We start from the raw sequence: 14,298 nt of genomic DNA, 5'->3' as shown, positions 1-14,298 counted from the left end.
CCGAGTTGCGTCGCAGTTGCGCAAATGCCACAGTTCTGCGCACCTGCGCCAGCGATGAGCTGGTGCAGGTGCGCATTTCTGTAGCGGCGAGCGGCGAGCGGCGGATGGCGGATGCGGGCGCGGAAGCCGCATCCGTTTCCTTCGCGGCTACTCGCCGCCAGCGCGAACGGATGCGGAACCGCCACACTTTTGCGCAGATGCGCCTGCGATCAGCTGGCGCATCTGCGCAAAAGTGGCGCATCTGCGCACATGCGACGCAACTCGGGCGATGGAGCGGGGGGCACACGGAGCACACGCCCGCCACAACGCCACGGCGCCGCACCCGAAGACGGATGCGGCGCCGTGGCGTGAAGCCCGGGACTCAGTGCGTGCGGTGGGCCCGGTAGTAGTCGAGCAGGGCGCGGGTCGACGCATCCTGCGCCGACGTGGCGTCCGCGTCGCCCTCGATCGCAGGGGCGATCTGCAGGGCGAGCTTGCTTGCCGAGCTCGACGCCCCACTGGTCGAACGAGTTGATGCCCCAGATCGCGCCCTGCGTGAAAGTGATGTGCTCGTACAGCGCGATGAGCTGGCCGAGCACCGCCGGGGTCAGCGCGGGCGCGAAGATCGACGTCGTCGGACGGTTGCCCGCGAACGTGCGTGCGGCGACGAGCGCACCGGTGGTGCCCTCGGCCTCGACCTCCGCGGCGGTCTTGCCGAACGCGAGCGCCTTGGTCTGGGCGAGGAAGTTCGCCAGGAACAGCCCGTGCACGTCCCGGTCGCCGTCGCGGAGCGGATAGGCGGGGTTCACGAACGCGATGAAGTCGGCCGGAATCAGTCGCGTGCCCTGGTGGATGAGCTGGTAGAAGGCGTGCTGTCCGTTCGTGCCCGGTTCGCCCCAGAAGATCTCGCCGGTGTCGGTGGTGACGGGGGAGCCGTCCCAGCGCACGGACTTGCCGTTGGATTCCATCGTCAGCTGCTGCAGATAGGCGGGGAACCGGCTCAGCTGCTGCGCGTAGGGGAGGGCGGCGTGCGACTGCGCACCGAGGAAGTTGTTGTACCAGATGTTCAACAGACCCATGAGCACGGGCACGTTGCGCTCGAGCGGCGTGGTGCGCACGTGCTCGTCGACCGCGTGGAAGCCGGCGAGCAGCTCGCGGAACACGTCGGGGCCGAGAGCGATCGCCAGTGACAGGCCGATCGCCGAGTCGACGGAATAGCGGCCGCCCACCCAATCCCAGAACCCGAACGCGTTGGTGGGGTCGATGCCGAAAGCGGCGACCTTGTCGAGCGCCGTCGAGACCGCGACGAAGTGGTGCGCGACCGCATCCGTCCGCGCCTCTTCGTCGTCGGCGATGGCGCCGGATGCGGTGAGCCCCGCCCACAGCCAGTCCCGCGCAAGGCGGGCGTTGGTCAGCGTCTCGAGCGTCGTGAACGTCTTGGACGCGACGATGAACAGAGTCGTTTCGGGGTCGAGGTCCGCCGTCTTCTGGGCGAGGTCGGTCGGGTCGATGTTAGACACGAACCGCGCCTGGATGCCGGCGTCCGCGTAGGGCTTGAGAGCCTCGTAGACCATGACGGGACCGAGATCGGATCCGCCGATGCCGATGTTGACGACGTGGGTGACCTTCTTGCCCGTGACACCCTGCCATTCACCCGAGCGCACCCGGTCGGCGAACGCGGAGACGAGCTCGAGCACCGACTGCACGTCCTCGTCGACCTGCTGGCCGTCCACGACGAGCGCGGGCTCGGCGCCCGCGGGTCGACGCAGGGCCGTGTGCAGCACGGCGCGGTCCTCGCTCGTGTTGATGTGCACGCCGGCCAGCATCTCGGCGAAGCGCTCCTCGACGCCGGTCTGGCGCGCGAGCTCCACGAGACGGGCGAGGATCTCGTCGGTGACGAGGTTCTTCGACAGGTCGACGTGCAGGTCGGCCAGCGGCAGGCTCAGGCGTGCGGCACGGTCGTCGTCTGCGGCGAACCAGCCCCGCAGGTCGGGAGAGAACCCGTCACGGAGAGCGGCGAGCTCCGTCCAGGCGGAGGTGGTGGTGGCATCGATCGGAGTGGTCACCACACCACGCTAGCGGCTCGGATCGGCCTCGGATGCGGTCGGTCCCGGATCAATGGGTTTGCCCGGCATACGCAGGGTGAACGTGGTGTCGCCGGGGACGGAATCCACCGTCAGCTCGCCGCCGTGCGCGTTCGCGATGGCGCGCGCGATCGACAGGCCGAGCCCCGTCCCGCCGGTCTTGCGGGCGCGGAGCTGTCGCCGCGGGCGAAGCGCTCGAACAGCTCGTCGCGCACCTGCGGGTCGACACCGGGGCCGTCGTCGTGCACGCGGAGCACCGCGTCCGCGTCTTCGCGTGTGACGCTGAGCGTCACCGTGGTGCCCGCCGGCGTGTGGGTGCGGGCGTTGGCGAGCAGGTTCGCCACGACCTGGGTGAGTCGGCCCGTGTCGCCCGCGACGATGACGGGCTCCTCGTCGAGTTCGAGCTCCCAGTGGTGATCCTGGCCCGCCGCCTGTGCGTCGCCGAGGGACTCGACGGCCAGCCGCGAGAGATCGACCGACCCGTACACGAGTTCGTGCCCCTCCTCGAGGCGGGCGAGCAGCAGCAGGTCTTCGACGAGTTCCGTCATCCGCAGCGACTGCGCCTGGATGCGCTCGAGCGAGGACTCCGTGGTCTCGCTGAGCGTGCGATCACGCAGCGAGAGCTCGGAGTATCCGCGGATGGAGGCGAGGGGCGTGCGCAGTTCGTGGCTCGCGTCGGCGACGAAGCGCCGCATCCGCTCCTCGTTGCGCTGACGTGCTTCGAGGGAGGTCTCGACATGGTCGAGGAGGGTGTTGAGCGCGACCCCGACGCGTCCGATCTCGGTGGCCTCGTCGGCCTCGGATGCGGGAACGCGTTCGGTGATGCGCACGGCGCCCTCGGAGAGGGGCTGGGCGGCGACCCGCTCGGCGGTGCTCGCCACGGCTCGGAGCGGGCGCAGGCTGCGTCGGATGATGATGGCCAGCACGACCCCCAGCAGCAGAAGACCTCCGATGGTCACCAGGGCGACGGTGGTCACGATCTGCCCGAGGGTCTCTGTCACTTCCGAGGTGGGCAGCCCGACCAGGAGGAAGGCGCCGGACGTGTTGCCGGTCAGGATGGCGCGATAGTCGCCCAGGCCGTCGACCGTGACGTCGACGCGGCCCGTGTCGTGGTCGGGGCGTCCGGTGATGCTCTCGATCTGCGACGACGAGAGCTCGACGATGTTGTTGTCGTCGGCCACGTACGCGCCGGTGGTGGGACCGTACTGTCCGCGCAGCACGAGAAGCGTGCCGACCTCCTGCCGACCGTTCTTGAGGATGTCCGCGGCGCTGTCGGTCGGGTTGCCGTACAGCTGCGACGCCTCGGTGACCTGCGTGTCCAGGCTCTCCCGCATGATCGAGGTCAGGATCGTGCCGGTCGCCAGTCCGACCGCGCCGAGGATGACGGCGACCATGCCGATGACGGCGACCATGAGCCGGGCCTGGAGCGTGAGTCGGCGCGCCACCCTTCGGTGGACGCCTGTCACTGCGGAGCTTTGATCATGTAGCCCACACCGCGCACGGTGTGGATCAGCGGCTCGCGTCCGGCATCGATCTTCTTGCGCAAGTACGAGATGTACAGCTCGACGACGCTCGAGCGACCGCCGAAGTCGTAGTTCCAGACGCGATCGAGGATCTGCGCCTTCGAGACCACGCGGCGCTGGTTGCGCATGAGGTAGCGCAGCAGTTCGAACTCGGTTGCGGTCAGTTCGATCTCCACGCCCTGACGCTCGACTTCGTGGCTGTCTTCATTGAGGCTGAGATCGCCGACGCGCAGGATGGGCTCGGAGTCGCCCGCCTGCGCTGTACCCGCCCGGCGCATGAGACCGCGGAGCCGGGCGACGACTTCTTCGAGGCTGAAGGGCTTCGTGACGTAGTCGTCTCCGCCGGCCGTGAGTCCCGCGACTCGGTCGGCGACGCCGTCCTTCGCGGTGAGGAAGAGCACCGGTACGTCGTTGCCCGACTGGCGCAGACGCTGCAGCACCGCCATGCCGTCGAGGTCCGGCATCATGATGTCGAGCACCATGGCGTCGGGTTCGAAGTCGCGGGCGGCCTGCAGCGCCTGGAATCCGCTGGCCGCGGCGCGCACGTCCCAGCCCTCCATGCGCAAAGCCATCGACAGCAGATCGGTGAGCATCTGCTCGTCGTCGACGACGAGGATGCGGGGAGCGGAGCCGTCCGCGCGCTGCAGAGCGGGAGAGGGTGCCATCGAAGTCATGCCCCGATTCTGAGGTCGTTTCTATGCCGTTCCTATGGAGCGGGTTATGAACCCGCTGTGAGTCGCGCAGCCGGCCGGGTACCGGATGAGAGACATGGTCGCATAGTCGCCTCATCAACGCGCCATGTGTCTTGCATCGCGAGCGTCTTTAGCGTCTCGGCACGGCCCCATAACCCGATGGGCCAGGAGGAGAACATGTACGCGACATATCTGCGGCGGGAACTGTCCGGCCGCAAGAAGCAGACGATCATCGTGGCGGCGGGGCTCGCCATCGCCATCGCTCTCGTCATCGTGGTGACGGCGCTGTCGGCCGGTGTGCGTGATGCGCAGACCCGCGCCCTGGAAGCCGTCTACGGCGTGGGCACCGACCTGACGGTTGCGGGTGCCGAGACCGAGCCTGGCCAAGGAGACAGGCCCCGCTTCGAGTTCGGTCAGGACGGCGGCTCGACCGACGACGACGGCACCACCTCGCTCAGCCAGTCGCGGCTGACGACCGACTTCATGCGCGGCACCCTGGCGGCATCCACCGTCGACACCATCGCGAACCTGGAGAACGTCTCGGCCGCATCCGGTGCGCTCGCGCTCACCAACTCGACGTTCACGGGGGAGCTCCCCGAGCGGCCGTCCACCGACGACGGCACGAGCGGGGAGGGACAGACCGGCCCGCCGGGCGGGGGCGGGGGCTTCGGCGGCGGATCCTTCGACCTCGACTCGTTCTCCGTGCTCGGCGTCGGCGCCGACGCATCCGTTGGACCGCTCTCGGCGGTGACGCTCTCCGAAGGGCGGATGCTGGAGGGCGCGGATGCGGGTCAGAACGTCGCCGTGCTCGACGCCACCTACGCCGCGTCGAAGTCGCTGGCGGTGGGGGGCACGATCGACGTGGGCGGCACCCAGATGCAGATCGTGGGCATCGTCGCCTCCGCGACCAATGACGCCGACACGGCGGCGAACGTCTACATCCCGCTCGATGTCGCTCAGACGCTCGCCGGAGTGGGCGACGTCGTCTCGACCGTCTACGTGCAGGCGAGTTCCGCCGACGCCATCGGCTCGGTGCAGACCGCGATCTCGGCCGCCTTCCCCGATGCGACCGTGAGCTCCCAATCGGATCTGGCCTCGACCGTCTCCGGCTCGCTCTCGAGCGCCTCGGCGCTGATCACCAGCCTCGGCACCTGGCTGTCGGTGCTTCTGCTGGTCGTGGCGGTCGCGCTGGCCGTGCTGTTCACGATCTCCGGCGTCTCCCGCCGCACTCGCGAGTTCGGAACGCTCAAGGCGATCGGCTGGTCCAACCGCCGGGTCGTCGGTCAGGTCGCCGGCGAGTCGGTCGTGCAGGGGCTCATCGGCGGTGTCGCGGGTGTGGTCCTGGGGCTCGGCGCGATCGGCATCATCAACCTGATCTCGCCCACGATCTCGGCGACTACGGAGCAGGCGACCGGCCCGGGCGGGATGACGGGACCGGGCGGGATGGGCGGGATGGGTGGAGCGCCGCAGCTGGCGACCGCCGCATCCGATGTGGTTCTGAACGCACCGGTCTCGATCGGCATCATCCTGCTGGCCGTCGCACTCTCGATCGCCGCGGGGCTGGTCGCGGGGGCCTTCGGCGGATGGCGCGCAGCCCGACTCAGCCCGGCCGAGGCTCTGCGGGCCGTGGCCTGAGCCGCACCGCAACGAAACGAGGAGAACACACATGATCAGCAACGACAGCGTCGACGCCGGCGCAGCAGCGGGGTTCGCCTACCGCGTGCGGGGCGTGAGCAAGACCTACCGGCAGAAGGGGAGGGTCGTGACGGCGCTCACCGGCGTCGACATCGACATCGCCCCCGGGGAGTTCGTGACGATTCAGGGGCCCACCGGAGGCGGCAAGTCCACGTTCCTGCAGCTGCTCGGGGCACTGGATCAGCCCACGAGCGGTCAGGTGATGCTGGGCGAGACCGACATCGCCCGCGCGACCAACCGAAAGCTCAGTGAGGTGCGCGCGCACGAGATCGGCTTCGTGTTCCAGGGGTTCAATCTCATTCCCACCCTGACAGCTGCAGAGAACGTCGACATGGGCTTGGAGCCCCTGGGCCTGCCGCATCCCGAGCGGGCCGACCGGGTCCGCGAGGCACTGCAGCGCGTCGGTCTCGACGAACGGGCCGACCACCGTCCCGGCGAGCTGTCGGGCGGGCAGCAGCAGCGCGTGGCGATCGCCAGAGCCATCGCGAAGAGACCCCGCGTGCTGCTCGCGGACGAGCCTACGGGCAACCTCGACGAGCACATGCGCGACGAGATCCTGGAGGTCCTGGAGGCGCTCAACCGCGAGGGGCTGACCCTCATCGTGGTGACGCACGACTCCGCCGTCGCCCGACGTGCGTCGCGGCGTCTGCGGCTCGAGAAGGGAACGGTGCGCGACATCACCCGGTGAGCCCGGCGCGCCGAATCCGTTCGTCAGCGGCGACGGATGCGGCGCATCGCCGCGATCGCCAGCGCGCCGAGCGCCGCGCCGGCGGTGTTCGAGACGAGGTCGCGCACGTCGGCGACGCGGCCCGCGATGGCCAGATGCTGCGTCGTCTCGATCGCGGCGCTGATCGCGAGGCCGAGGGGCACGGCCAGCCACCAGCGTCTGCCGAGCCACAGGGTTCCCAGAACACCCGCGGGCACGAACAGCGCGACGTTCGCGGTGAACTCCAGCAGATCGAACGTGATCCACCGGGTCGGCGGCGCCGCGGCGAAGGCCTCGGCCCACGCTCTCAGGATGCCGCCGGTGCCGGCCGCGTCATCGGGCACGAGCGTGAGGCGCGCCAGCACCACGAGATACGCCGCCGTGGCGACCGCCAGGAGGAGCGTCCTCCGGCGGCCGCGCACGGCGGCGTCCGTCATGACGGGGTCAGTGCGTGTCGACGGCCGCGACCTCGGAACGGTCGCCCGACCACAGCGTGTGGAAGGTGCCCTCCTTGTCGATGCGCTTGTAGGTGTGCGCTCCGAAGAAGTCGCGCTGGCCCTGGATGAGGGCGGCCGGCAGGCGGTCGGCGCGCAGGCCGTCGTAGTAGGCCAGCGACGACGAGAAGGCGGGGGTGGGAACACCGGTCTCGACGGCGCCGATGACGACGCGACGCCACGCATCCTGAGCCGTGGCGACGGCGTCGCGGAAGTAGGGCGCGAGCACGAGCGCCTGCAGCGACGGGTTCTCGGCGTAGGCCTCGGTGATGCGGTTGAGGAACTGTGCGCGGATGATGCAGCCGCCGCGCCAGATCTTGGCGATGTCGCCCTTCTTGATGTCCCAGCCGTACTGCTCGGCACCCGCGACGATGGCGTCGAAGCCCTGCGAGTAGGCGATGATCTTCGACGCGTACAGCGCCTGGCGCACGTCCTCGATGAACGCCTCGGGGTCGGCGACAGTTCCCGTCGACGAGGGGCCCGGAAGCGACGTCGCCTCGGCGCGCTGCGCCGGCTTCGAGGAGAGCGAGCGGGCGAAGACGGCCTCGGCGATGCCCGAGACGGGGATGCCGAGATCCAGCGCGGTCTGCACGGTCCACGCGCCCGTTCCCTTGGCGCCGGCCTGGTCGACGATGACGTCGACGAGCGGCTTGCCGGTGGCGGCGTCGACCTGCTTGAGCACCTCGGCGGTGATCTCGATGAGGTACGACTCGAGCTCGCCCCGGTTCCACTCGGCGAAGATCTCGGAGATCTCGGCGGGCGTCTTGCCGGTGCCGCGACGGATGAGGTCGTACGCCTCGCCGATGAGCTGCATGTCGACGTACTCGATGCCGTTGTGGATCATCTTGACGAAGTGGCCCGCGCCGTCGTGACCGACGTGCGTGACGCAGGGCTCGCCCTCGGCGACGGCCGCAATGCTCTTGAGGATGGGGCCGAGCGTCACCCAGGACTCGTCCGAGCCGCCGGGCATGATCGACGGGCCGTTGAGCGCACCCTCTTCGCCGCCCGAGATGCCGGCGCCGACGAAGTTGATGCCGGTCTCCCGCACCGCCTTCTCGCGGCGGATCGTGTCGGTGAAGAGGGCGTTGCCGCCGTCGACGATGATGTCGCCCGGCTCGAACACCTGCACGAGGTCGTTGATGACCGCATCCGTGGGGCCGCCGGCCTTGACCATGATGATCGCCGTGCGCGGCTTCTGCAGCGACGCGGCGAACTCGGCGTACGTCGAGGCGGGGACGAAGCCCGCCTCGGGGTGCTCCGTGACGAGGTGTTCGGTCTTGTCATAGCTGCGGTTGAACACGGCCACCGTGTTGCCCTCGCGCGAGGCGAGGTTGCGGGCCAGGTTGGACCCCATGACGGCGAGTCCGACGACTCCGATGTTGGCTGATGCCTCGGTCACGAAAAATACTCCTCGAACGAAGGGTGGGAACACGCCAATCGTAGTGTTCCCACGCGCTGCGAGGATTCCGTGCGACGCCTTTGGTCGCCGCGGAGTCAGGACTTGCGGTAGTTCTGACGTCCCATCGACCAGAAGGCGCCGATCACGCCGACGAGGGATCCGAGCGCGAGCAGACCGATCACACCGAGCAGGAGGTCGGAGGCGAGCTGAGCGTCCACGGGGGAGTCCTTTCGTCGGGGCTCGCGCCGGCGGGGGCGCATCTTTTCCATGCTACCGGGCGGCACTGGTAGACTCGACGCGAACTTCGGCGAGGGATGCGGCATCCGCATCCGTAATCGACGAGGGTGTGCAGGCCTACGGCTTCCTCACGCGCTCGCGTTCGAGTCGAACCCATCCCCAAACCCGGGGCCCGTGGGCCCGCAAGGAGAATCATCATGTCGGAAGACAACAAGGTCACCGCTGAGGTGCGCACGCAGTTCGGCAAGGGCTTCGCCCGTCGTCTGCGCGCCGCCGGTCAGATCCCCGCCGTTCTGTACGGCCACGGCACCGACCCCGTGCACCTCGCCCTGCCGGGCCACCAGGTCGCCCTGCTCATCCGCCGCGCCAACGCGCTGCTGGAGCTCACGGCCGACGGCAAGGACCACCTGGCCCTCGTCAAGGACGTCCAGAAGGACCCGGTGCGCCAGATCATCGAGCACATCGACCTGCTGGTCGTGAAGAAGGGCGAGAAGGTCGCCGTCGACGTCCCCGTCGTCGTCGTGGGCGAGCCCTTCGCCGGCACCATCGCGAACCTCGACGCGGCGACCGTGTCGCTCGAGGTGCTGGCCACCAACATCCCGCAGAACATCGAGGTCGACGTCGAGGGCCTCGAGGACGGCACGCACATCACGGCCGCCGACCTGAAGCTCCCCCAGGGTGCGACGCTGGTGACCGAGCCGGAGACGCTCGTCGTCGCCGTCTCGGTGCCCGCCGCGACCCTCGCCGCGGAGGACGAGATCGCCGAGGCCGACGCCGAGGTCGCTGCTGAGCAGTCCGAGGAGTCCGCGGAGTAATTCCGCCCCACTCGCACAGGAGAAATCCCGACGACAGGATCGATTCGCAAGAATCGTCCTGCGTTCGGGATTTCTCCTGTTTTACGTCCGTCTCAACACCGCATTCGCGCCGCCTCCGGAAAGGGATGACATGGCCGACACTTGGCTGATCGTGGGACTCGGGAACCCGGGGCCCCGCTACGAGGCGACGCGCCACAACGTGGGCCAGATGGTGATCGACGAGCTCGCCGACCGTCGCAACGAGGGTTTCAAGGTGCACAAGGCGGGTGCGCGCATCGCCGAGGGCTGGTTGCGCCCCGGCGGACCGAAGCTCGTGCTCGCCAAGCCCAACACGTTCATGAACGTGTCCGGCGGACCGGTCGCGAACCTCGCGAAGTTCTTCGACATCCCCGCTGAGCGTGTCGTGGTCGTGCACGACGAGCTCGACATCCCCTTCGACACCCTCAAGCTCAAGACCGGCGGCGGCCACGGCGGGCACAACGGCGTCCGCGACGTCGCCAAGGCGCTCGGCACCCCGGAGTTCCCCCGGGTGCGGGTCGGCATCGGGCGCCCTCCCGGCCGGCAGGACCCGGCAGACTGGGTGCTCGACGCCTTCGGTCAGACCGAGCGCAAGACCCTCCCCATCCTCGTCTCGGATGCGGCGGATGCGGTCGAGCTCCTCGTCGACGAGGGCCTCGTCGCCGCCCAGCAGCGCTGGCACGCCCCCCGCGCCTGACCCCCGCGCGGCCCTCACCTCCCCGGGTAACGCTCGCTTGACCCGCGAGACTGCATCTTTCGCACGACATCACGGGTAAACCCCGTGATCTCGTCACGGAAATGCAGTCTCGCCGCACCGGATGCGGCCCCTCATGGTCGAGGGACGCGTGTTGCGGTCCCGGGGCCTGATCGGGCGCGTTCGGGGTCCCTCGAACGGGTCGGTGGCGCGAGGCTCCGTGTTCGAGGGACGCGTGTTGCGGCCGCGGCGCCTGATCGGGCGCGTTTCGGGTCCCTCGAACATGACGGCGGCGCCCACCGGAGCGAGCAGCACCCCACCACCGGGGAGCACCCGCGGGGCGGGTGTCGGCGGGGCGCCGTAGACTCTTGTGGTGACAGTTCCCGGGATCGTCCGCGCCCTCGCGCGCTCAGAAACGTTCCGAGACGCAGCCGAGGCGGCCTCCGTCGACGGGGACTTCTCCCTCGTCGACGGCCTCGACGCCCCGCTGCTGGCGGCCCTGCTCGAGCGGCGCCGCGAGGCGGGCAAGCCCGCCGTGCTGCTGGCGGTCGCCCCCACCGGCCGCCGCGCCGAGGCGCTGGGCCCGGCGCTCGAGGCACTGCTCCCCGGTGCCGAGGTGCGCCACTTCCCGGCGTGGGAGACCCTGCCGCACGAGCGCCTCAGCCCGAGCGCCGAGACCGTCGGCCGCCGTCTCGCCGTGCTGCAGCGCATCGCCGAGTGGGAGGGCACCGCGCCGCTGGTGGTCACCGCGTCCGTGCGCGGCGCGATCCAGCCGATCGTTCCCGGACTCGGGGATGCGGGCACGATCCGCTTGAGCGTCGGCGGCCGCGGCCACGACCTCGCAGCCATCGTCGTGCGCCTCGTCGAGTTCGCGTACCACCGCGTCGACATGGTCTCGCGCCGCGGCGAGTTCGCGGTGCGCGGCGGCATCCTCGATGTCTTCCCGCCCGCCGCCGATCACCCCTATCGTGTGGAGTTCTTCGGCGACGAGGTCGATCAGATCCGCGCGTTCTCCGTCGCCGACCAGCGCTCGTTGCCCGGCGACATCGACCGGATCGACCTGCTGCCCAGCCGTGAACTGCTCCTCACCGACGAGGTGCGCGATCGCGCGCTCGGCCTCGCCGACGCGTTCCCGTCGCTCGCCGGCATGCTCACGAAGATGGCCGAGGGCATCCCCGTCGAGGGCATGGAGTCCCTCATCCCCGCGCTCGTCGACGGTCTCGTGACGATCGTCGATTACCTGCCGCGCGCGAGCGCCGTCGCCGTCGTCGACCCGGTGCGCGCCGCGACCCGAGCGACGACGCTCGCCGAGACCAACCAGGAGTTCCTGGATGCGGCGTGGAGCGCCGCAGTGGCCGGCGCCGACACCCCGGTCGACCTCGGCTCCGGGGACTTCCTGTCGCTGCCCGAACTGCACGAGGCCGCCCGTGCGCGCACCGACGTGTGGTGGGAGCTCTCCTCGTTCGACTCGGGCGCAGCGGATGCGGCCGCCGAGGGCCTCTCGGACGACGCCGGCGTCACGCGGATCGCCGCCGCATCCGTGCCGTCCTTCGCAGGCAGCGTCGAGGGCGCGATCGATCACGTCGCCCAGCTGCTCACCGAGCAGTGGGCGGTCGTGGTCACCGCATCCGGCGCAGGGCTCGCCGACCGTGCCCGCGACGTGCTCGCCGAGCGGGGGATCGCGGCCCGCCGTGTGGATTCGCTGAGCGAGCCGCCCGAGCCGGGCCTCGCCACGATCGTCGTGAGCACGCTCGAACGCGGCTTCCAGGTCGCGGACGCGCGGCTCGCGGTGCTGACCGAGTCGGAGTTCTACGGCCGCACGATCGGCAGCGACACCCGCGCCGTCAAGAAGCTCGCGTCGCGCCGACGCAACGTCGTCGACCCGCTGCAGCTCAAGCCCGGCGACTTCGTGGTGCACTCCACGCACGGCATCGGCAAGTTCGTCGAGCTCGTGCAGCGCGAGGTCTCCAGCGGTGGCCGCAACGCCGTCAAGAGCAAACGCGAGTACCTCGTGCTCGAGTACGCCGCCTCCAAGCGCGGTCATCCGGGCGACAAGCTGTACGTGCCCACCGACCAGCTCGACCTGCTCTCGCGCTACGTCGGCGGCGAGGCGCCCGCTCTGTCGAAGATGGGCGGCAGCGACTGGGCCGCCGCCAAGAGCAAGGCGCGCCGCGCCGTGCGCGACATCGCGGTCGAGCTCGTGAAGCTCTACTCCGCGCGGATGGCGGCCAAGGGCCACGCCTTCGGCCCGGACACTCCCTGGCAGCGCGAGCTGGAGGAGGCGTTCCCGTTCGCCGAGACCCCCGACCAGCTCCAGACGATCGATGAGATCAAGGCCGACATGGAGCGGCCGATCCCGATGGACCGGTTGCTGTCGGGTGATGTGGGCTTCGGCAAGACCGAGGTCGCGGTCCGTGCCGCCTTCAAGGCGATCCAAGATGGCAAGCAGGTCGCCATGCTCGTGCCGACCACCCTGCTCGTCAAACAGCACCTCGAGACGTTCTCCGAGCGCTTCGCCGGTTTCCCCGTGAAGGTGCGCGCGCTCTCGCGGTTCCAGACCGACAAGGAGGCGAAGGATGTGGTCGCCGGCCTCGCCGACGGCACCGTCGACATGGTCATCGGCACGCACCGCATCCTCACCGAGAAGGTCGTCTTCAAAGACCTCGGGCTGATGATCATCGACGAGGAGCAGCGTTTCGGCGTCGAGCACAAGGACGCCCTGAAGAAGCTCAAGACGAACGTCGACATCCTCGCGATGAGCGCCACACCCATCCCTCGGACGCTCGAGATGGCGGTCACCGGCATCCGGGAGATGTCGACGCTCGCCACCCCGCCCGAGGACCGGCACCCGATCCTCTCCTACGTCGGGCCGCGCAACGACAAGCAGATCGCGGCGGCGATCCGGCGCGAGCTGCTGCGCGAAGGGCAGGTCTTCTTCGTGCACAACCGGGTCTCGTCGATCCAGCGGGTGGCCGCGGATCTCGCCGAGCTCGTGCCGGAGGCACGCATCGCCGTCGCCCACGGGCAGATGGGGGAGCACCAGCTCGAGCAGGTCGTCGACGACTTCTGGGAGCGCCGGGCCGACGTGCTCGTCTCGACCACGATCGTCGAGACCGGCCTCGACATCTCCAACGCGAACACGATCATCATCGACCGTGCCGACAAGTACGGCCTCAGCCAGCTGCACCAGCTGCGCGGCCGCGTCGGGCGTGGGCGCGAGCGCGCGTACGCGTACTTCCTGTACGACGAGACCAAGCCGCTGAGCGAGACCGCCGCCGACCGTCTCGAGACCATCTCGGTCAACAACGACCTCGGTTCGGGCATGCAGGTGGCGCTGAAAGACCTGGAGCTGCGCGGGGCGGGCAACCTGCTCGGCGCCGAGCAGGCCGGGCACATCGCGGGCGTCGGCTTCGACCTGTACCTGCGCATGATCGGCGAGGCTGTGGCCACCTTCCGCGGCGAGGAGACCGAGGGGCAGACCGAGCTGCGCCTTCAGCTGCCCGTGCAGGCCCGCATCCCCGAGGACTACATCGACAGCGAGCGCCTGCGCCTGGAGGCATACCAGAAGCTGTCGGCGGCGGCGTCGGCGACCGCGAAGGACGACGCGATCGACCTCGTGATCGAAGAGCTCACCGACCGGTACGGGCAACCGCCCGCCGAGGTGGAGGGGCTCGTGGCCGTCGCGCGGCTCCGTCGTCGCGCGGCGCGTTCGTCGCTCGCCGACGTGGTCGCGATGGGGCCGAACCTCCGTGTCGCGCCCGCCCACCTGCCCGATTCGCTGCGCGTGCGGATGCAGCGGCTGTACCCGAAGGCGAAGCTCGTGGCCTCGGGTGAGGCCCTCGTCGTGCCGCTGCCCACCGCCGGCGGCGAGCCGCTGGGTGACGCGGAGCTCATCGCCTGGACGAGCCAGCTGCTCGACGCGCTGTTCCCCGTCCCCGAGCCGGCCCCCGCGGCCTGAGGTA

11 protein-coding genes and 1 pseudogene are annotated in these 14,298 nt (G+C 69.8%); 5 read left to right on the top strand and 7 right to left on the bottom strand.

Translation table 11 applies throughout. The features are described 5' to 3' along the window. Positions 1-361: 361 nt before the first annotated feature. The 4 genes and pseudogenes from pgi to AC1VNH_RS05140 all read right to left on the bottom strand — a co-directional run bounded on the left by pgi (position 362) and on the right by AC1VNH_RS05140 (position 4,260). Positions 362-2,048, bottom strand: a pseudogene (pgi, locus tag AC1VNH_RS05155) (glucose-6-phosphate isomerase). Between the two features lie 6 nt (positions 2,049-2,054). Next, entirely contained in the window at positions 2,055-2,183 is a 129-nt protein-coding gene (locus tag AC1VNH_RS05150; protein ID WP_483112694.1) for a hypothetical protein, read from the bottom strand. Beyond that, positions 2,156-3,529 (bottom strand): sensor histidine kinase, encoded by a 1,374-nt coding sequence (locus AC1VNH_RS05145; RefSeq protein ID WP_483110198.1) that lies wholly within the window; start codon positions 3,527-3,529, stop codon positions 2,156-2,158. The genes AC1VNH_RS05150 and AC1VNH_RS05145 overlap by 28 nt, the downstream gene beginning before the upstream one ends. After that, positions 3,526-4,260 (bottom strand): response regulator transcription factor, encoded by a 735-nt coding sequence (locus AC1VNH_RS05140; RefSeq protein ID WP_274285789.1) that lies wholly within the window; start codon positions 4,258-4,260, stop codon positions 3,526-3,528. Before AC1VNH_RS05140 ends, AC1VNH_RS05145 begins: the two co-directional genes overlap by 4 nt. Positions 4,261-4,455: 195 nt before the next feature. On the opposite strand from AC1VNH_RS05140, the gene AC1VNH_RS05135 reads away from it, so the two are divergent. Together AC1VNH_RS05135 and AC1VNH_RS05130 are read left to right on the top strand one after the other, a co-directional pair. Further along, positions 4,456-5,913, top strand: coding sequence for an ABC transporter permease (locus AC1VNH_RS05135; protein ID WP_483110197.1), 1,458 nt, complete (start codon positions 4,456-4,458; stop codon positions 5,911-5,913). Between the two features lie 31 nt (positions 5,914-5,944). Next, positions 5,945-6,661 (top strand): ABC transporter ATP-binding protein, encoded by a 717-nt coding sequence (locus AC1VNH_RS05130; RefSeq protein WP_483110196.1) that lies wholly within the window; start codon positions 5,945-5,947, stop codon positions 6,659-6,661. 23 nt (positions 6,662-6,684) lie between these two features. On the opposite strand, the gene AC1VNH_RS05125 is transcribed toward AC1VNH_RS05130, so the two are convergent. The 3 genes from AC1VNH_RS05125 to AC1VNH_RS05115 form a co-directional block, all read right to left on the bottom strand. Beyond that, the gene (locus tag AC1VNH_RS05125; protein ID WP_483110195.1) at positions 6,685-7,116 is read right to left on the bottom strand and encodes a VanZ family protein; all 432 of its coding nucleotides are present in this window, start codon (positions 7,114-7,116) and stop codon (positions 6,685-6,687) included. A 7-nt stretch (positions 7,117-7,123) separates the two neighbouring features. Continuing rightward, complete coding sequence (gene gndA / locus AC1VNH_RS05120) at positions 7,124-8,572, bottom strand: NADP-dependent phosphogluconate dehydrogenase (protein ID WP_483110194.1); 1,449 nt, start codon at positions 8,570-8,572, stop codon at positions 7,124-7,126. A 95-nt stretch (positions 8,573-8,667) separates the two neighbouring features. Beyond that, the gene (locus AC1VNH_RS05115) at positions 8,668-8,790 is read right to left on the bottom strand and encodes a hypothetical protein (protein ID WP_483110193.1); all 123 of its coding nucleotides are present in this window, start codon (positions 8,788-8,790) and stop codon (positions 8,668-8,670) included. A gap of 216 nt (positions 8,791-9,006) precedes the next feature. Between AC1VNH_RS05115 and AC1VNH_RS05110 the strand changes: the two genes are divergently transcribed. From AC1VNH_RS05110 to mfd, 3 genes are all read left to right on the top strand, one after another. After that, a complete protein-coding gene (locus AC1VNH_RS05110) occupies positions 9,007-9,624 on the top strand; it encodes a 50S ribosomal protein L25/general stress protein Ctc (RefSeq protein ID WP_483110192.1) in 618 nt (205 codons plus the stop codon). Between the two features lie 130 nt (positions 9,625-9,754). After that, positions 9,755-10,339, top strand: a complete 585-nt coding sequence (gene pth, locus AC1VNH_RS05105; RefSeq protein ID WP_344229813.1) for an aminoacyl-tRNA hydrolase — start codon at positions 9,755-9,757, stop codon at positions 10,337-10,339. Positions 10,340-10,709: 370 nt separating this feature from the next. After that, positions 10,710-14,294 (top strand): transcription-repair coupling factor, encoded by a 3,585-nt coding sequence (mfd, locus tag AC1VNH_RS05100; RefSeq protein ID WP_483110191.1) that lies wholly within the window; start codon positions 10,710-10,712, stop codon positions 14,292-14,294. Positions 14,295-14,298: the final 4 nt, after the last annotated feature.

The sequence above is a fragment of the Microbacterium sp. KU4F genome, assembly GCF_056868075.1.
This window is presented reverse-complemented; position numbering and strand designations above follow the sequence as displayed.

Coding starts and splice junctions, on each gene's coding strand:
- AC1VNH_RS05140 (WP_274285789.1), bottom strand. CDS start 4,260: ATGACTTCGATGGCACCCTCTCCCGCTCTGCAGCGCGCGGACGGCTCC.
- pth (WP_344229813.1), top strand. CDS start 9,755: ATGGCCGACACTTGGCTGATCGTGGGACTCGGGAACCCGGGGCCCCGC.
- AC1VNH_RS05110 (WP_483110192.1), top strand. CDS start 9,007: ATGTCGGAAGACAACAAGGTCACCGCTGAGGTGCGCACGCAGTTCGGC.
- AC1VNH_RS05135 (WP_483110197.1), top strand. CDS start 4,456: ATGTACGCGACATATCTGCGGCGGGAACTGTCCGGCCGCAAGAAGCAG.
- AC1VNH_RS05130 (WP_483110196.1), top strand. CDS start 5,945: ATGATCAGCAACGACAGCGTCGACGCCGGCGCAGCAGCGGGGTTCGCC.
- AC1VNH_RS05125 (WP_483110195.1), bottom strand. CDS start 7,116: ATGACGGACGCCGCCGTGCGCGGCCGCCGGAGGACGCTCCTCCTGGCG.